Below are 14,775 nucleotides of genomic sequence, written 5' to 3' on the forward strand. Positions count from 1 at the left end.
TAGTGCTAAAATTTCACGTAATACAAATAATGGAATTCAATATTCCGTATTATAGCGGAGGGATTTATGAAAGAAGAAGTTTATCACATAAAAATATTGAAGGCACTCCAATCAAAAGAGTACATTTCAGTAAGAAGAAGAGTATTCCGGCAATTAGTAGAATCGTTAATTTATGAAGAAATCATTACGCCGATTCGTATACAAAAGGGAGAGCAAATACTTTTTATTATACAAGGTCTTGATGAAAAGAATCAAAATGTAACGTACCAATGCTATGGACAAGAACGTATGACATTTGGGCGTATTTGTTTACATGACTCATTAATAATGAGAGTTCAAGATGAGGAAGAAGAAATACAATCAGTTTCACAATTTTTACAGGAGATTTTTCGAATTGTTCAAGTTGATCGAACGAAATTGGATTCTTTTATTCAAGAATTAGAACAAACAATCTTTAAAGATACGATTGCACAATATGAGAGAAGTTGTGAAGAAGACTATCTTGCGAAATCTTATGATGCGCTTGAAAGTCATTTAATAGATGGACACCCGTATCATCCTAGTTATAAAGCACGCATCGGGTTTCAATATCGTGATAATTTTCAATATGGATTTGAATTTATGCAACCAATGAAAATTATATGGATTGCAGTTCATGAGAAATATACGACTGTAGGATATGAAAGTGAAGAGAGTTATAACTGTACCTTTAAAGAAGAACTTGGTGAAAAGAAAATCGAAGAGTATATGGATCGTATTCGAAAAATGGACTGTGATTCGAAGAAGTATATGTTTATACCTGTTCATCCTTGGCAGTGGGAGAACTTCATTATTCCGAATTATACTGACCATATACAGGATAAATATATTATTTATTTAGGGAAATCAGAGGATGATTATTGCGCGCAACAGTCGATGCGGACATTAAGAAATGTTACGAACCGAGCGAAACCATATGTAAAGTTATCAATGAATTTACTCAATACTTCAACTATCCGTACATTAAAACCACATTCGGTTGTGAGTGCACCTGCTATATCGAATTGGTTAAAAGATATAGTAGATCATGATCCTTATTTAAGGGATGAATCGCGTTTAATTTTGTTAAATGAATTTTCGAGTGTTACGTACGATGCGAATAAAAAAGCTACATATGGCTCATTAGGATGTATTTGGCGCGAAAGCGTTCACAAATATTTAAATAAGAAAGAAGAGGCAATCCCATTTAACGGTTTATATGCCAAGGGAAAAGATGGGACACCAATTATTGATTTGTGGTTAAAGAGATATGGAGTAGAAAGCTGGTTAAGATTACTTATTCGAAAGGCAATTCTCCCAGTTGTACACCTCGTTGTAGAGCATGGAATCGCATTAGAATCACATGGACAAAACATGATTTTAGTTCATGAAGAAGGAAAACCAGTCCGTATTGCACTAAAAGATTTTCATGAAGGACTGGAGTTTTATCGTCCATTTTTGAAAGAACTCGGAAAATGTCCTGACTTTACTAAAATGCATAAAACATATACGAATGGTCAAATAAATGATTTCTTTGAAATGGACCGTATTGAATGTTTACAAGAAATGGTTTTAGATGCGCTTTTCCTGTTCAATCTAGGTGAACTGGCTTTCGTGCTGGCGGATGAGTATCAATTGCAAGAGGAACAATTTTGGATCATTCTTGTTGAAGAAGTAGAAGATCATTTTGAAAGATTTTCACATTTGAAAGAACGTTTTGAAGCATTACAATTATATGCACCTACATTTCATGCAGAGCAATTAACGAAGCGGCGCTTATATATGGATGTGGAATCACTTGTTCATGAAGTTCCAAATCCGTTGTATAGAGCAAAGCAACTTACAATACAAAAATCAGTTGTTACAGGGGGAAATCATGCTAATCGTTAATAAACAAGAATTTAGCAAAAATGATTTTGAATTGAGATTACAAGGTTACGAGGGAGTGGAACAATTTCAAGAAGCAGAAGGAAATAGATTTGCACTTTGTCTGAAAGATCCATTCGATATTATTACGCTTGTGTTTTTCCTAAAAGAAAAAAGAGCATCTGTGCTACTTATTCATGAAGATACGCCAAAGGATACAGCTATTGAAATGGCAAAGCGTGCAAAGTGTACTACACTTTTATACGGAGAAAGTAACGACTTTACAAAATTAGAAGTTCCAAATCTATTACAAGAAGAACCGTCTTTATTGCAATATAGTTCAGGCACAACAGGAGAACCAAAACTAATTCGTAGAGCATGGACGGAAATTGAAACGGAAATTGCTGCTTACAATGAAGCTTTAAAATGTGAAGAAGACGAAGTGCCAATTGTAATGGCCCCAGTTTCACATTCATACGGATTAATTTGTGGCACGTTATCAGCAATTACGAGAGGTAGCAAGCCTATAATCATTACTAATAAAAACCCTAAATTCGCATTAAATATAGTTCGTAATACCGAAAAATATATCATATATACAGTACCACTTATGCTACATATTATGGGGAGTTTTCCACAAGGGACTTTTCAGTTTCATAAAATTATGACATCAGGATCACCATTGCCAGAACCGCTATTTTATAAGTTAAAAGGCATGACGAAATATATGATGCAGCAGTACGGCTGTTCTGAAGCTGGTTGCATTAGTATATGTCATGATATGAAGACACATTTAGACTTAGGGAAGCCACTTTCTCATGTAAGTATTAACATAGGTTCAAATGAAGATGAACCTGAAGAAATCGTAGTGAAAATTGCTGGAAAGGATATTTATACGAAAGATTTAGGGTATAAATCTGAGCAAGGCCTTCATTTCATGGGGCGAATAGATGATGTTATTAATGTGTCCGGTCTAAAGGTCTTTCCTATAGAAGTGGAAGAAACGATGCTTCGATTAGAAGGTATTCAGGAGGCGATTGTATACCGCGGCAAGCATCCTGTGATGGGGGAAATTGTAAAAGCGAAAGTAGTCTCTCGTATTGAACCAGTACAAATAAGAGAATGGTGCATACAGCATTTACCGTTTTATAAAGTACCGCATGAAATTGAAAATGTAGCAGAGATTCCGAAAAATAAAACAGGGAAAGTAAGTCGTAAGTTATTAGAGATGGGAGAGATAACAACATGAGTCGTGAAATGTTAAAAGAAGCAGTTTTAAGCATTATGAGAGAAAAAATGGAACTGAAAAATGTAACGCATTTAGAAGAAACGATGCGTTTAAATCAAGATTTATATATAGATTCGGTAATGATGTTACAGCTTATAGTATACATAGAAATGGATTTAAAGCTATGCGTTCCAGAGGATGAGATAGACCCAAAGGCGTTTCTTACTGTAGGATCTTTGCTTGACTTTATGGAAGAGTTGCAGCCGTTACACGAAGTAAATATGAATAACTAACCTTTTAGGAAAGTGGATGAGAGTATGACTTCAATTAAAGTTCACTGTTTAGTGAGTTGTTTTTGTGAAATTATAAAAAGGCGTAGCGATATAGATTTCCGTCCATTTTATTTCGGATTATGGGATGGAGATTTTGATATAACAGAAGGCGGGGTTATTTCTTATCATTCCGAAAACATTAACCATGATAACTACTTACTCTGGTATGAAAAATTGTATGGTATTAAAGTGAACGAATGGTACGATCATTCAAAAGATAAAAGTAGCAATGTAGAAACATTTTTAGAATTAGTAGAAAATAAGTCGGAAAATCGTTACGTAATTGTAATGGTTGATATGTCTTTATTGCCTGAGAGAGAAAATAAGTTTCATCAAAAACCGTTTCCGCATTACTTAATGATATCGAAGACAGAGAAAGAAGATGAATGGTTCATGCTTGATCCTGATTTTCGCTGGGAAGGGAATATGGAAAGAGAAAAAGTGCTCCATTCTGTTAAAGATAACCCATTTGGTGGAGGTTATTTCATTGATATAGAAGGAATTCAGGAGCCAACACAAGAGATGGTAGAAAGTTATTTCATGGAAACATTCAAAAAGAATGATAACAAACTAACTATGGAATTAAAAAATTTAATAATAAAAATGGTAAATGAAGAGGATGGGTATTCACTTTCCAGGCTCGTAACGGCAGTAAAGCAAATACCCGTATTGGCAATACGTAAATATAGCTATGAACATGCCTTTGCATACTTCCGTGAAACTCTACAATATTCGGAGCAAGAATTTGATTATTGGTGTGATCGAGTGGAAGACATTGTACAAGGATTTACAAATGTACAGTACCGCGCAATCAAAATGGTAATGACAAACGATAAAGATATGTTAATCCCAATTGTTGAGAAGCTTAATGAAATGAATACAATTGAACTGCAGATTAAGGATGAATTAGAGAAACAGTTTCTGTCATGGAAAGACATGATAACAAGTCAGTCTGTCTTAACTAATACAAGTTCATTGAATATAAGATAAGGGAGTTCAAACCAATGAAATATTCGCTATGTACAATTTCATTTCGCCATCAACTAATTTCATTTACTGATATTGTTCAATTTGCATACGAAAACGATTTTGAAGGAATTGAGTTGTGGGGGACCCATGCACAAAATTTATATATACAAGAGCGTGAAACGACAGAACGAGAAATAGATTATTTAAAGGATAAAAATTTAGAAGTTACGATGATAAGTGATTACTTGGACATATCATTATTAGCAGATTTTCAAAAAACGATGGAAAAATGTGAACAGTTGGTAACACTAGCTAATTGGTTTAATACAAATAAAATTCGTACGTTTGCTGGGCAAAAAGGTAGTGAGGATTTCTTGGAACAAGAGAGAAAAGAGTATGTGAAGCGAATTCGCATGATTTGTGATTTATTTGCTCAGCACAATATGTATATACTATTAGAAACACATCCAAATACGTTAACGGATACTTTACCGTCTACTTTGAAATTGTTAGAAGAAGTAAATCATCCATATTTAAAAATAAACCTTGATTTTCTTCATATATGGGAGTCTGGTGCAGACCCGATAGATAGTTTCCAGCGACTAAAGCCGTGGATACAACATTACCATTTTAAGAATATATCATCAGCGGAGTATTTACACGTGTTTGAACCAAATAATGTATATGCCGCTGCTGGAAGTCGTATAGGAATGGTCCCATTATTTGAAGGTATAGTAAATTATGATGAAATCATCCGGGAAGTGAGAGATACTAATCATTTTGCTTCGCTTGAATGGTTTGGGCATAATGCGAAAGATATATTGAAAGAAGAAATGAGAGCATTAACAAGTAGAAAATTAGAAGTAGTAACCTCATAAGATGAAATGATGTAAGAGTCTTGTTTAAGAGACTCTTTTTTTATGGAATAAATAACCAAAAATTACCATGTATTTAATTTCGGATTTGGTACAATTTAATATATATAAGGAGGTGATCGGTAATGGCTAGAAATCGTAACGCTAATCAATTAGCATCACATGGAGCACAAGCAGCTCTAGATCAAATGAAATATGAAATTGCACAAGAGTTTGGTGTACAGCTTGGGGCTGATACTTCTTCACGTGCAAACGGTTCTGTAGGCGGTGAAATTACAAAGCGCCTTGTAGCGATGGCAGAACAACAGCTTGGTGGCGGATATACTCGCTAAATGTAGAAGGTTATAGGAGAAAGGAAGGATTCTTCCTTTCTTTTTTATTTTCAATTAATTGGTATGGATATATTGTGAACAGGATTCAAAGAATAGGAGTAATGCTATATTTTACCCAATTTCTTTTGTTGTAAATGGAAAGTAGTAAAGATGAAATAGCCCTGGTGGAATGTAAACATAATTTCCAGCAGGGCTATTACATGGTAAGAAATATATGATGAAAGGTTCCGAAATCAACATGTTAAAAAAAGAAAACTGTTGTTTAATTGCACTTGCATCAGTTCCACTTGTTATGACGTTAGGTAATTCAATGCTTATTCCAATCCTGCCAACCATTGAAAAGAAATTACATATTTCATCTTTCCAGGTATCCATGATTATTACAATTTATTCTATCATTGCAATTATACTTATACCGATTGCTGGTTATTTATCAGATAGATGGGGACGAAAGATGGTAATGGTTCCAAGTTTATTAATTGCAGCTATTGGAGGAGCGATAACGGGCTGGGTATCATGGAAAGTTGATAACCCTTACGTTTGGATTCTTATCGGAAGAGCAATTCAAGGGATAGGTGCTGCGGGTGCTATGCCAGTTGTCATACCATGTGTAGGTGATTTATACAAAGATGAAAAACAGGTTAGTGCAGGTTTAGGAATCATTGAGACGTCAAATACATTTGGAAAAGTATTGAGTCCTATATTAGGATCAGCTCTTGCAGCTATTGTATGGTTCTTACCATTTTGGGCGATTCCAGTTTTATGTGTAATATCGATTGTTTTATTACTGGTACTAGTAAAGGCGAAGAAACAAGAAGAAGAAGAAGTCCCACCACTTAAAGAATTTATTCAATCTATTATCTCTACGTTTCGAGAAAAGGGAAGATGGTTAATTGCCATTTTTATACTAGGTGCAATTATTATGCTTATTTTATTCGGAATACTTTTTTATCTGTCAACTATACTGGAGTCGAAGTACGATATTCATGGTATATGGAAAGGGTGTGTACTCGCTATTCCTTTACTTGTACTATCACTTAGCTCATATATGGCTGGTAAAAAAATTGGAGATAAACAAGATATTATGAAAAAGTGTATCTATATTGGATTTTTACTGGCTGCTGCATCTGTCTTCTTACCTTTATTTCTAAAAGGAATCTATTTGCTACTTCTTTGTCTCGTTATTATGGGGGGAGGAATTGGTATGGCGTTACCGTGTCTAGATGCTCTTATTACACAAGGGATTGAAAAAGAGCAGAGGGGGACAGTTACGTCATTTTATAGTTCAATGCGATTTATCGGTGTAGCAGCTGGACCACCCCTGTATTCTTTTTTTATGAAAGGGGCGGACCATGAAGTATTTTATTTAACAAGCATCTTCGCTGCTATTGGTGCGGTCATAGCAATTATTTGGATTAAACCAGCAAAAGATACAATGATGGTAAAACAGAAGCCGGAACCAACGTCATAATCCGAAAGAGAATTGCATGTTAATTACACAACATGCAATTCTCTTTAATTAGTTAGGAAAAATAACTTGTTTTAACATATAAAGTGCGACTCCCCATATGATTAGCCCTGAAAATTTATTTAATACTGTAATCGTTTTTCCTGTCGAGTCTAATCCTTTTAGAAATTTTCCAGCAAAAGCTAAACTAATAAACCAAATCCAAGAAACTATAATTGTTGCAAAAGTGAAAGCCCATTTCTCACTTCCTATGTACTGTATAGAGTTTGTTCCGATTACACCAATTGTATCTAAAATTGCGTGTGGATTTAGTAATGAAACCGATGCGGTGAAAATAATTTGATTTTTTAAAGGCATGCTTTTTTCTTGCTTTACATCATTTGAAGGATCGCTTCTCCAAATAACCCAGCCCATATACATAAGAAAGAAAAATCCAATCATATACAGAGTGGTTGTTAACCAAGAAAAAGTAAGGAGTACAAGGGATACACCTTGTACAGCAATTAATATTAATAATGTATCACATATAGATGCAGTCAAGACTACAGGAGCAGCTCGCCAAATATTTGGTTGACTCGCGCCTTGATTAAAAACGAAAACATTTTGGACACCTAATGGAATGATAAGACCAAATGCAAGGATGATACCGTGAATAATTGCTTCACTCATCATATTACCTCCTACTTAATGTGATTAGTTATGATAGTGTATATTGTATAGAAGAAATGAAAATTTGTATCCATCCATATGGTTGGATAGGTTACCAACCATAAAGTATGTGAGGTGATATAGTGGAAAGGCTCGTTTGGAAACCTAATATGTCTTCGTCTATTCCTTTATATAAACAAATAGAATCTTATATAAAAGAAAGAATTGTTCATGGGGAATGGACAGTTGGAACTAAATTACCTTCACAAAGAGATTTGGCGCATACGTTTGAAGTGAATCGAAGTACAATTGTAATGGCTTTCGATGAATTAGTAGCAAAAGGGTATATTGAGGGGAATGGCCGGAAGGGAACAATTGTTATAAATAATAGTGAGAGTACTTCTACATATGCCCCGCCTCCAAACTGGCAGTCTTATGTAGAAACAGGACTTCATTATCCGAATCTTCCTGCTGTACAAGAGATTAATCAAGCTGAATTTACTCCCAATGTAATTCGATTAGGAACAGGTGAACTTTCACCGAGTCTCTTGCCTGAGAAAAAGATGAAGGGTATTATTAGTAAAATTTCACAATCCAATGTTACACTTGGGTATGAGGAACCGAAAGGAAATCTCCATTTAAGAAAAAAAATTGCGGAATATTTAAAAGGGCATGGGGTATATGTATCTCCTGACTCTATTTTAATTGTTTCGGGGGCAATTCAAGCACTGCAACTTATTTCTATGGGTCTTCTTCCGAAAGGAGCGTCAATTTTATTAGAAAAACCATCATATTTATATTCGCTTAATGTATTTCAATCAGCAGGAATGCGCTTGATTGGAATACCAATGAATGAGAATGGTATAAATACTTCATATATTACAAAATATAAGAAACAATTTAACGCATCTATTTTATATACAATCCCATCTTTTCATAATCCGACCAATTTTAGTATGAACGCTAAGAAGAGGGAAGAAGTGATGGAGATATGTAATGAAATTGGATTGCCTATTATTGAGGACGCGGTATATCAAGATTTATGGTTCGATGCACCAGTTTCAAAGCCTTTAAAGGCATATGATAAAAATGGTATCGTGCTACATATTGGAAGTATGTCCAAAGTCATTAGTCCTGGTTTAAGAATTGGATGGGTTGTTGGATCAGAATCCGTTATTCAAAGATTAGCAGATATAAAAATGCAAACTGATTATGGTTCAAGTTCTATATCCCAGCAGATTGCAGCGGAGTGGTTTGAAAATGGATTGTATGATGAACATTTACAGTTTGTAAGAAGTGAATTGAAAAAACGTAGAGATTTTATGACAAGTATGTTAGAAAAGTATTGTAGTGGCATTGCAACTTGGCATGAGCCAGTAGGAAGCTTTTACATTTGGCTACATATAAATCTACCAATTTCGAATCGTAGTTTATTTGACAAAGCTTTGCAAGAAAAGGTGTTATTAAACCCAGGCACTTTGTATGATAGAAGTGCTAACCAATTTTTACGTCTTTCTTATTCCTATGCAACTATAGAAGAAATTGAAGTTGGAATAAAAAAGATCGCGCAATTAATTAAAGGGTAAAAGGAGAAAACCATGAAACAATATGTGATTTGCCAAATGATTGATGGAGATAAATATTTAGCTGCTTATGCGGAAACAAAACAGGATGCAATTGAAAAAGCAGAATTATTAGGGTTAAGAACTGGAAATCGTTACATAGTAATTACCGCAGAAGAAGCAGAAGGGCTAACTTATCCTTAAATAATGGGAGAGTACATAAGAAGTAAATAAGCCTAATAATGTACTATATTATTAGGCTTATTTACTATTAAAGTGTGATAGGGAAAATAATATAATTATGAGTCAAGTTGACGGAAATACCGATTTGTTTTTCGATCCTGATTTCCGTCTCTATATTCATCAACATATTGCCTGAAGTTCCAAGATTGTAAAAACTTATTAGCGGCATTATAACCAGAGTTATAGAGCCATTCTTTCTCTTCTTTAGTTAATTGAAAATTAGTACTTGTAATGGTTCCCGTTGGAATTGTAATAGTTCTAGCCTTCGATTCTTTATCTAAATGACGTAAATCATGAGCTTGCATCATCGTTTTAAATAGTCCTTTGAACATGGAAATAGGTTCTTCATAGTGGGCGGGATCAGCTTGAATCTCATCTTTTACAAAATGAAATCCAAAGGTAGGCCAGCGAGGAGAAGTCGGTGAATCGAAAATCCAAATTGGATAATTACTTAAAATACCGCCGTCAACCATATAACAAGGTTGTTTCCATTTCGGTGTTCTCCATTTCACTGGTTCGAAGAAGAAAGGAATGGTTCCACTCATTCTAACTGCTTTAGCGATAGGGAAGCGATAATTTAAAAATCCATAGTTTGGCAAGTCATCGGGAAAAATAACCATTTTACCATTGCTTATATCTGAAGCAATAATTTTGAGTTTATTCAAATCGGGTAAGTCTGTAAATAAATGAATTCCTTTTTTTCGAAGCAGGTCCTCTAGCCATTCTTCGAGAAATACATTTGAATAAATGCCTAGAGTAGACCAAGCGCTTAATCCTTTACCAATAAAGGGGATTCTATCAAGAAAAGTTTTTTTAGTGAATTTTTCATAATCAATGTCAGTTACAATCGTTTTTAATTCGGAACAGGAGTATCCTGCTGCTAAAAGCGCTGCGATAATAGCACCAGCTGATGTCCCTGCAACACGCTCCCATTCATAGCCTTTTTCAGCTAATGCGCAAATTGCCCCTACATGAGCAATTCCGCGTACACCGCCTCCCTCGAAAACACCATCAATCTTCATTAAACATACTTCCTTTCAGATGGAAAATTTGAAAATGGCAAAAAAGCACGTATTGTACGCGCTTTTTTACAATAGTTTTTAAGTTTACTAGCAGCCGAATCCGCCGCCCCAACAGCTAGCTCCGATGATGATTAGAAGGATAAATAAAACGATTAATAAAGCGAAACCTCCATAACCACATCCACCGCAACTACCGCCGTAACCGTAACCACCGCCGTAACCACCACAACTATATCCGTAACCCATGTGGAATTCCTCCTTATATTGAAAGTGAAAATGAACGAGGGAAAGTATACTGTAAGAAATTATGAGATATCATGTTTGTAGGAACAATGTATACTATGCTCTTTTAAACTTGTTCGCGTACGAGGGAAGAGCCCGTTTTTTCTTGAGCTTGTTGAATTTACAATGAATGGAGTATAATCTTTGTGCTATGATACAAATAAGTATGTAAATGTAAGGAGAATTTATGGATAAAAAAATTGAAGTGTTAATTGATAAATATGGACTGACACATTTAAAAGAGGAGCTTATTAATACTGTATTTCCTTGTGTAAAAGTTGTGCCAAAACAACAGGAAACAATTGCGATAGGTAGTTCAAAAATGGGCGGAGTTCCTGATTTGCCGGATACATTTGAATATCCAACATACAAAGAGAATCCGTTACGTTTTATCGCACAGTTTAATTTAAGTGATTTACAAAACGTTGGTATGGATCACAATCTTCCTAAGACAGGGATGTTATATTTCTTTAGTATTGAAAATTACTTTGAAGAAGATGTGGATCCAACCAAAGTTGGACGTGTACTTTATTATGATATCCCTGTAGAGAAATTACGTAGAGCAGATGAAGTTCAGGGGGAATTTAATCAATGTGCAATTTCATTTGAACTGACGTATAAATTACCTGAGCTTTTCATTGAAGATGAGGCGGATTCAGATCGTTTCTTGCAATTACTTGAAGAGCTAATCCCAGACAACTATGATAATCATCAAATGTTTGGAGAACCATTCTCTGTACAAGATGAGGTATTGTATGAGACTGGACAATATATGGGGATAGATCCACAGCATATGACGCTCTTATTCCAAATTGATTCAGATACTAAAAATTGTAATATGATGTGGGGAGATTTAGGGATGCTTTATTTCTGTATTGGAAATGAAGACTTGAAAAATCGCCAGTTTGAAAATACATGCTGTGTATTACAAACTTGTTAATGAAGAAGGTTGTTCTTGTAAAAAGAACAACCTTTTTACAATGTTAAATATGCATAATCTCATATGACCTATTTTGAAAAGTATTGTATACTCTGAAACTATACGATACTTTTTCGTATAGTTATAGAATGTAAGGAGTGACAAGATGAGAAAGCCAAATAAGTATGTGACAGTTGCCCTGCTTTGTTCAACAATTGTAATGGGTGGCTTACACGCGTCGTCTGTATCTTACGCAGCTACGAAATCGACTGTAGTTACTACACAATCAGATGCTAAATTATTAAATGATTTTCGAAAAGAATTAAAAAAACATATTGATAATCGAGATGAAAATATTACAATCGCATATAAAACAAAAGATAGAAATGCTAGAGATGTTATGGACCAATTATACAAAGAATATAATAAAATTGTAGATGCTGATGAGTATGTAAAATATAATGTAGCGTCTACTAAATATTCTATAAAAGGGATGCCTGGGAGTTATACATTTACATTACAAGTGAAGTATCGTGAATCAAAAGAGCAAACACAGTATGTAAAGTCTCAGGCGAAAGCAATTGTAAATTCTATCATTAAACAAGGCATGGATGAACATGAAAAAGTGAAAGCTATTCATGATTATGTTGTGAAACAAGTATCATATGATACGTCTTATCAAGCATATACAGCGTATGAAGCGTTAGCGAATCGTTCTGCCGTTTGCCAAGGATATACATTGTTAACATATCAATTACTAAAAGAAGCAGGTATTCAAAATCATATTGTAACAGGTACAGGGAATGGACAAGCTCATGCATGGAATTTAGTGAACATTGATAACAAGTGGTACCACCTTGATACTACATTCGATGATCCGGTGCCAGATAAAGCTGGGCGCGTAACATATTCATATTTTAATATGTCTGATGACCAATTAAGCAAAGACCATGAATGGGATCGTAGTAAATATCCAGCGGCAACTACAAGTTACTTTGGTGAATTAACAAGCAAAATAAAAGCCGGTAGTTCAAAAACTGCTGTATATGAACAAATGTTAAAAGAAACAAATTTAAAGTATTTATCTGCACAATATGGAGCGGAAAATTACAATGAGTTTAAGAAAAAATTACAGCAACAATTTGCTTCCAAGCCAGAAAAAGTAGAAGTACGATATAAGCAGTCAATGGATGGAACGATGCAAGATATAAAGAAAGTATTAAATGAAGTAACTTGGCCAAAAGGTGCAAAGCGTGTATCTTATCAAGTTGCGCCATATAGTGCAATGACAGGTTATTCATTAGCGACAATTACATTTACGTATTAATGAAAAAGAGCATCTTTAAAAGGTGCTCTTTTTGCGTTTGATTCTAAATAGAGGATGTGATAGCTGAATGAATTTGTTCGAAAATAATATATATGCATTGATATATTTTTGTCTAGTAATCGGGCTTATCGTTTTGTTTTTTTTATCATTTACTCTGTTTATTAAAAGATTATTGCAAAACAACACTATGAAAAAACAACACGTGATCAATATGAATCAGAAGTTAGATCGGATTATTGAATTGCTTGAAAAAGATAAAAAAGAATGATGGAAGATGGATAAAAAGGAGAAGCAGATGGCGAATTATATAAAGGAATTACGTGAAAAAATAGGGCATGATTATGTTATTTTGAATTTTGCAGGTGGTTGTGTATTTAATGAATTTGGTGAAGTGCTTCTGCAAAAAAGAGGAGACTTTAATGCTTGGGGATTTCCGGGCGGTGCAATGGAAATTGGGGAGTCTGCTGCAGAAACTGCGATCCGAGAAATTAAAGAAGAAACAGGATATGATGTGGAAATTGATGAGCTCATTGGTGTGTATACGAAATATTTTCAAACATATCCGAATGGAGATCAGGCACAGGCAATTGTAATATTCTTTAGGTTTTCAATCGTTGGAGGGAACAAAAAAATAGACGGTGATGAAACGTTAGATTTGCAGTTTTTCCCTTTAGACAAAATGCCGCCATTGTTTAATAAACAACATGAAGATTGTTTGCAGGATTTATTAGAGAAAAGAGTAGGGGTATATCGTTAACGTATAAAAAAGAAGCTAAATGAGATTAGCTTCTTTTTTATGTTCTATTTCCACCAATCATCAAACATAGATGCTGGGACTTGTCTTTTATGTTCACTCACTTTGTAACGCTTCTCGATTTTTTCAGCAACGTCAGCTGGAACGGATTTACCTTCTAAATAGTCATCTAATTGATCGTAAGTAATACCTAATTCTGTTTCATCAGCTTGACCTGGTTTTTCATCTAATAAATCAGCTGTTGGCATTTTTAAGTAAAGTCGCTCGTCTGCACCTAACTCTTGTAATAAAGCACGTCCTTGGCGCTTCGTTAAACCTGTTAATGGTAATAAATCTGCACCGCCATCTCCGAATTTTGTAAAGAATCCTGTTACAGCTTCAGCCGCGTGATCAGTTCCGATAACAAGTAATCCTTGTTGTCCGCCGATTGCATATTGTGTAACCATGCGAATACGTGCTTTTACGTTTCCTTTATTGAAATCTGTTAATGATTCACCTAATAAGTTTTCATATTGATTTGAGAAGGAATCAACAGTTGAAGCGATATCAAAAGCAACAGATTGATCAGCTTGAATAAATTGTAATGCTAATTGCGCATCATCTTCATCTTTTTGTACTTTGTACGGAAGACGTACGGAGATAAATGTTGCGTTACCACCTTCATTACGAACTTCTTCGACTGCAAGCTGCGCTAAACGTCCTGCAAGTGTAGAGTCTTGTCCGCCGCTAATTCCAAGTACAAATCCTTTAGCACCTGTTTTTCTTACATAATCCTTTAAGAAATCAATTCGTTTACGAATTTCTACTTTCGGATCAATTACAGGTTGAACATGTAATGCTTTCATAATTTGTTCTTGTAATGTCATTATGTTTTCCTCCTATTCATATTAAAGCGGTAAATAAGTTTATATGTATATTGGAACATACTTC

At 34.7% G+C, this 14,775-nt stretch carries 17 protein-coding genes; 13 read left to right on the plus strand and 4 right to left on the minus strand.

Annotated elements, in window-relative coordinates; genetic code table 11:
- Positions 1-66 precede the first annotated feature (66 nt).
- The 7 genes from JTF23_RS02600 (at position 67) to bcbE (ending at position 7,091) form a co-directional block, all read left to right on the plus strand.
- Entirely contained in the window at positions 67-1,908 is a 1,842-nt protein-coding gene (locus tag JTF23_RS02600) for an IucA/IucC family protein (RefSeq protein WP_204208023.1), read from the plus strand.
- Positions 1,895-3,133 (plus strand): AMP-binding protein, encoded by a 1,239-nt coding sequence (locus JTF23_RS02605; RefSeq protein ID WP_204208024.1) that lies wholly within the window; start codon positions 1,895-1,897, stop codon positions 3,131-3,133. The genes JTF23_RS02600 and JTF23_RS02605 overlap by 14 nt, the downstream gene beginning before the upstream one ends.
- Positions 3,130-3,405 (plus strand): petrobactin biosynthesis protein AsbD, encoded by a 276-nt coding sequence (asbD, locus tag JTF23_RS02610; RefSeq protein ID WP_204208025.1) that lies wholly within the window; start codon positions 3,130-3,132, stop codon positions 3,403-3,405. The genes JTF23_RS02605 and asbD overlap by 4 nt, the downstream gene beginning before the upstream one ends.
- Before the next feature lie 24 nt (positions 3,406-3,429).
- Entirely contained in the window at positions 3,430-4,434 is a 1,005-nt protein-coding gene (locus tag JTF23_RS02615) for a DUF6005 family protein (RefSeq protein WP_204208026.1), read from the plus strand.
- A gap of 14 nt (positions 4,435-4,448) precedes the next feature.
- Complete coding sequence (locus JTF23_RS02620; protein ID WP_002158239.1) at positions 4,449-5,291, plus strand: sugar phosphate isomerase/epimerase family protein; 843 nt, start codon at positions 4,449-4,451, stop codon at positions 5,289-5,291.
- 122 nt (positions 5,292-5,413) lie between these two features.
- Complete coding sequence (locus JTF23_RS02625) at positions 5,414-5,620, plus strand: alpha/beta-type small acid-soluble spore protein (RefSeq protein ID WP_000113539.1); 207 nt, start codon at positions 5,414-5,416, stop codon at positions 5,618-5,620.
- 217 nt (positions 5,621-5,837) lie between these two features.
- Complete coding sequence (gene bcbE, locus JTF23_RS02630; RefSeq protein ID WP_078181410.1) at positions 5,838-7,091, plus strand: bacillibactin exporter BcbE; 1,254 nt, start codon at positions 5,838-5,840, stop codon at positions 7,089-7,091.
- Between the two features lie 48 nt (positions 7,092-7,139).
- On the opposite strand, the gene JTF23_RS02635 is transcribed toward bcbE, so the two are convergent.
- Positions 7,140-7,757, minus strand: a complete 618-nt coding sequence (locus JTF23_RS02635; RefSeq protein WP_016104587.1) for a LysE/ArgO family amino acid transporter — start codon at positions 7,755-7,757, stop codon at positions 7,140-7,142.
- 122 nt (positions 7,758-7,879) lie between these two features.
- On the opposite strand from JTF23_RS02635, the gene JTF23_RS02640 reads away from it, so the two are divergent.
- Together JTF23_RS02640 and JTF23_RS02645 are read left to right on the plus strand one after the other, a co-directional pair.
- A complete protein-coding gene (locus JTF23_RS02640) occupies positions 7,880-9,322 on the plus strand; it encodes an aminotransferase-like domain-containing protein (protein ID WP_204208027.1) in 1,443 nt (480 codons plus the stop codon).
- A 12-nt stretch (positions 9,323-9,334) separates the two neighbouring features.
- Positions 9,335-9,502, plus strand: coding sequence for a DUF3933 family protein (locus JTF23_RS02645; RefSeq protein WP_000816387.1), 168 nt, complete (start codon positions 9,335-9,337; stop codon positions 9,500-9,502).
- A gap of 95 nt (positions 9,503-9,597) precedes the next feature.
- Here JTF23_RS02645 and JTF23_RS02650 read toward each other — a convergent pair whose 3' ends face one another.
- Positions 9,598-10,563, minus strand: coding sequence for a patatin-like phospholipase family protein (locus JTF23_RS02650; RefSeq protein ID WP_078173207.1), 966 nt, complete (start codon positions 10,561-10,563; stop codon positions 9,598-9,600).
- Positions 10,564-10,650: 87 nt separating this feature from the next.
- Positions 10,651-10,809: a YjcZ family sporulation protein gene (locus tag JTF23_RS02655; RefSeq protein WP_002118476.1), complete on the minus strand. Its 159-nt coding sequence runs from the start codon at positions 10,807-10,809 to the stop codon at positions 10,651-10,653.
- 223 nt (positions 10,810-11,032) lie between these two features.
- Here JTF23_RS02655 and JTF23_RS02660 point away from each other — a divergent pair, with 223 nt between their 5' ends.
- The 4 genes from JTF23_RS02660 (at position 11,033) to JTF23_RS02675 (ending at position 13,848) form a co-directional block, all read left to right on the plus strand.
- Positions 11,033-11,785, plus strand: a complete 753-nt coding sequence (locus tag JTF23_RS02660; RefSeq protein WP_078173208.1) for a YwqG family protein — start codon at positions 11,033-11,035, stop codon at positions 11,783-11,785.
- Positions 11,786-11,930: 145 nt separating this feature from the next.
- Positions 11,931-13,091, plus strand: a complete 1,161-nt coding sequence (locus tag JTF23_RS02665) for a transglutaminase domain-containing protein (protein WP_204208028.1) — start codon at positions 11,931-11,933, stop codon at positions 13,089-13,091.
- Between the two features lie 67 nt (positions 13,092-13,158).
- Positions 13,159-13,359: a DUF4083 domain-containing protein gene (locus tag JTF23_RS02670; RefSeq protein ID WP_204208029.1), complete on the plus strand. Its 201-nt coding sequence runs from the start codon at positions 13,159-13,161 to the stop codon at positions 13,357-13,359.
- Positions 13,360-13,386: 27 nt separating this feature from the next.
- Positions 13,387-13,848, plus strand: coding sequence for an NUDIX hydrolase (locus JTF23_RS02675; RefSeq protein ID WP_204208030.1), 462 nt, complete (start codon positions 13,387-13,389; stop codon positions 13,846-13,848).
- Between the two features lie 44 nt (positions 13,849-13,892).
- Here JTF23_RS02675 and nadE read toward each other — a convergent pair whose 3' ends face one another.
- Complete coding sequence (nadE, locus tag JTF23_RS02680) at positions 13,893-14,711, minus strand: ammonia-dependent NAD(+) synthetase (RefSeq protein ID WP_002158229.1); 819 nt, start codon at positions 14,709-14,711, stop codon at positions 13,893-13,895.
- Positions 14,712-14,775 lie beyond the last annotated feature (64 nt).

This window comes from Bacillus sp. RIT 809 (assembly GCF_016892495.1).
GTDB classification, from domain to species: domain Bacteria; phylum Bacillota; class Bacilli; order Bacillales; family Bacillaceae_G; genus Bacillus_A; species Bacillus_A cereus_U.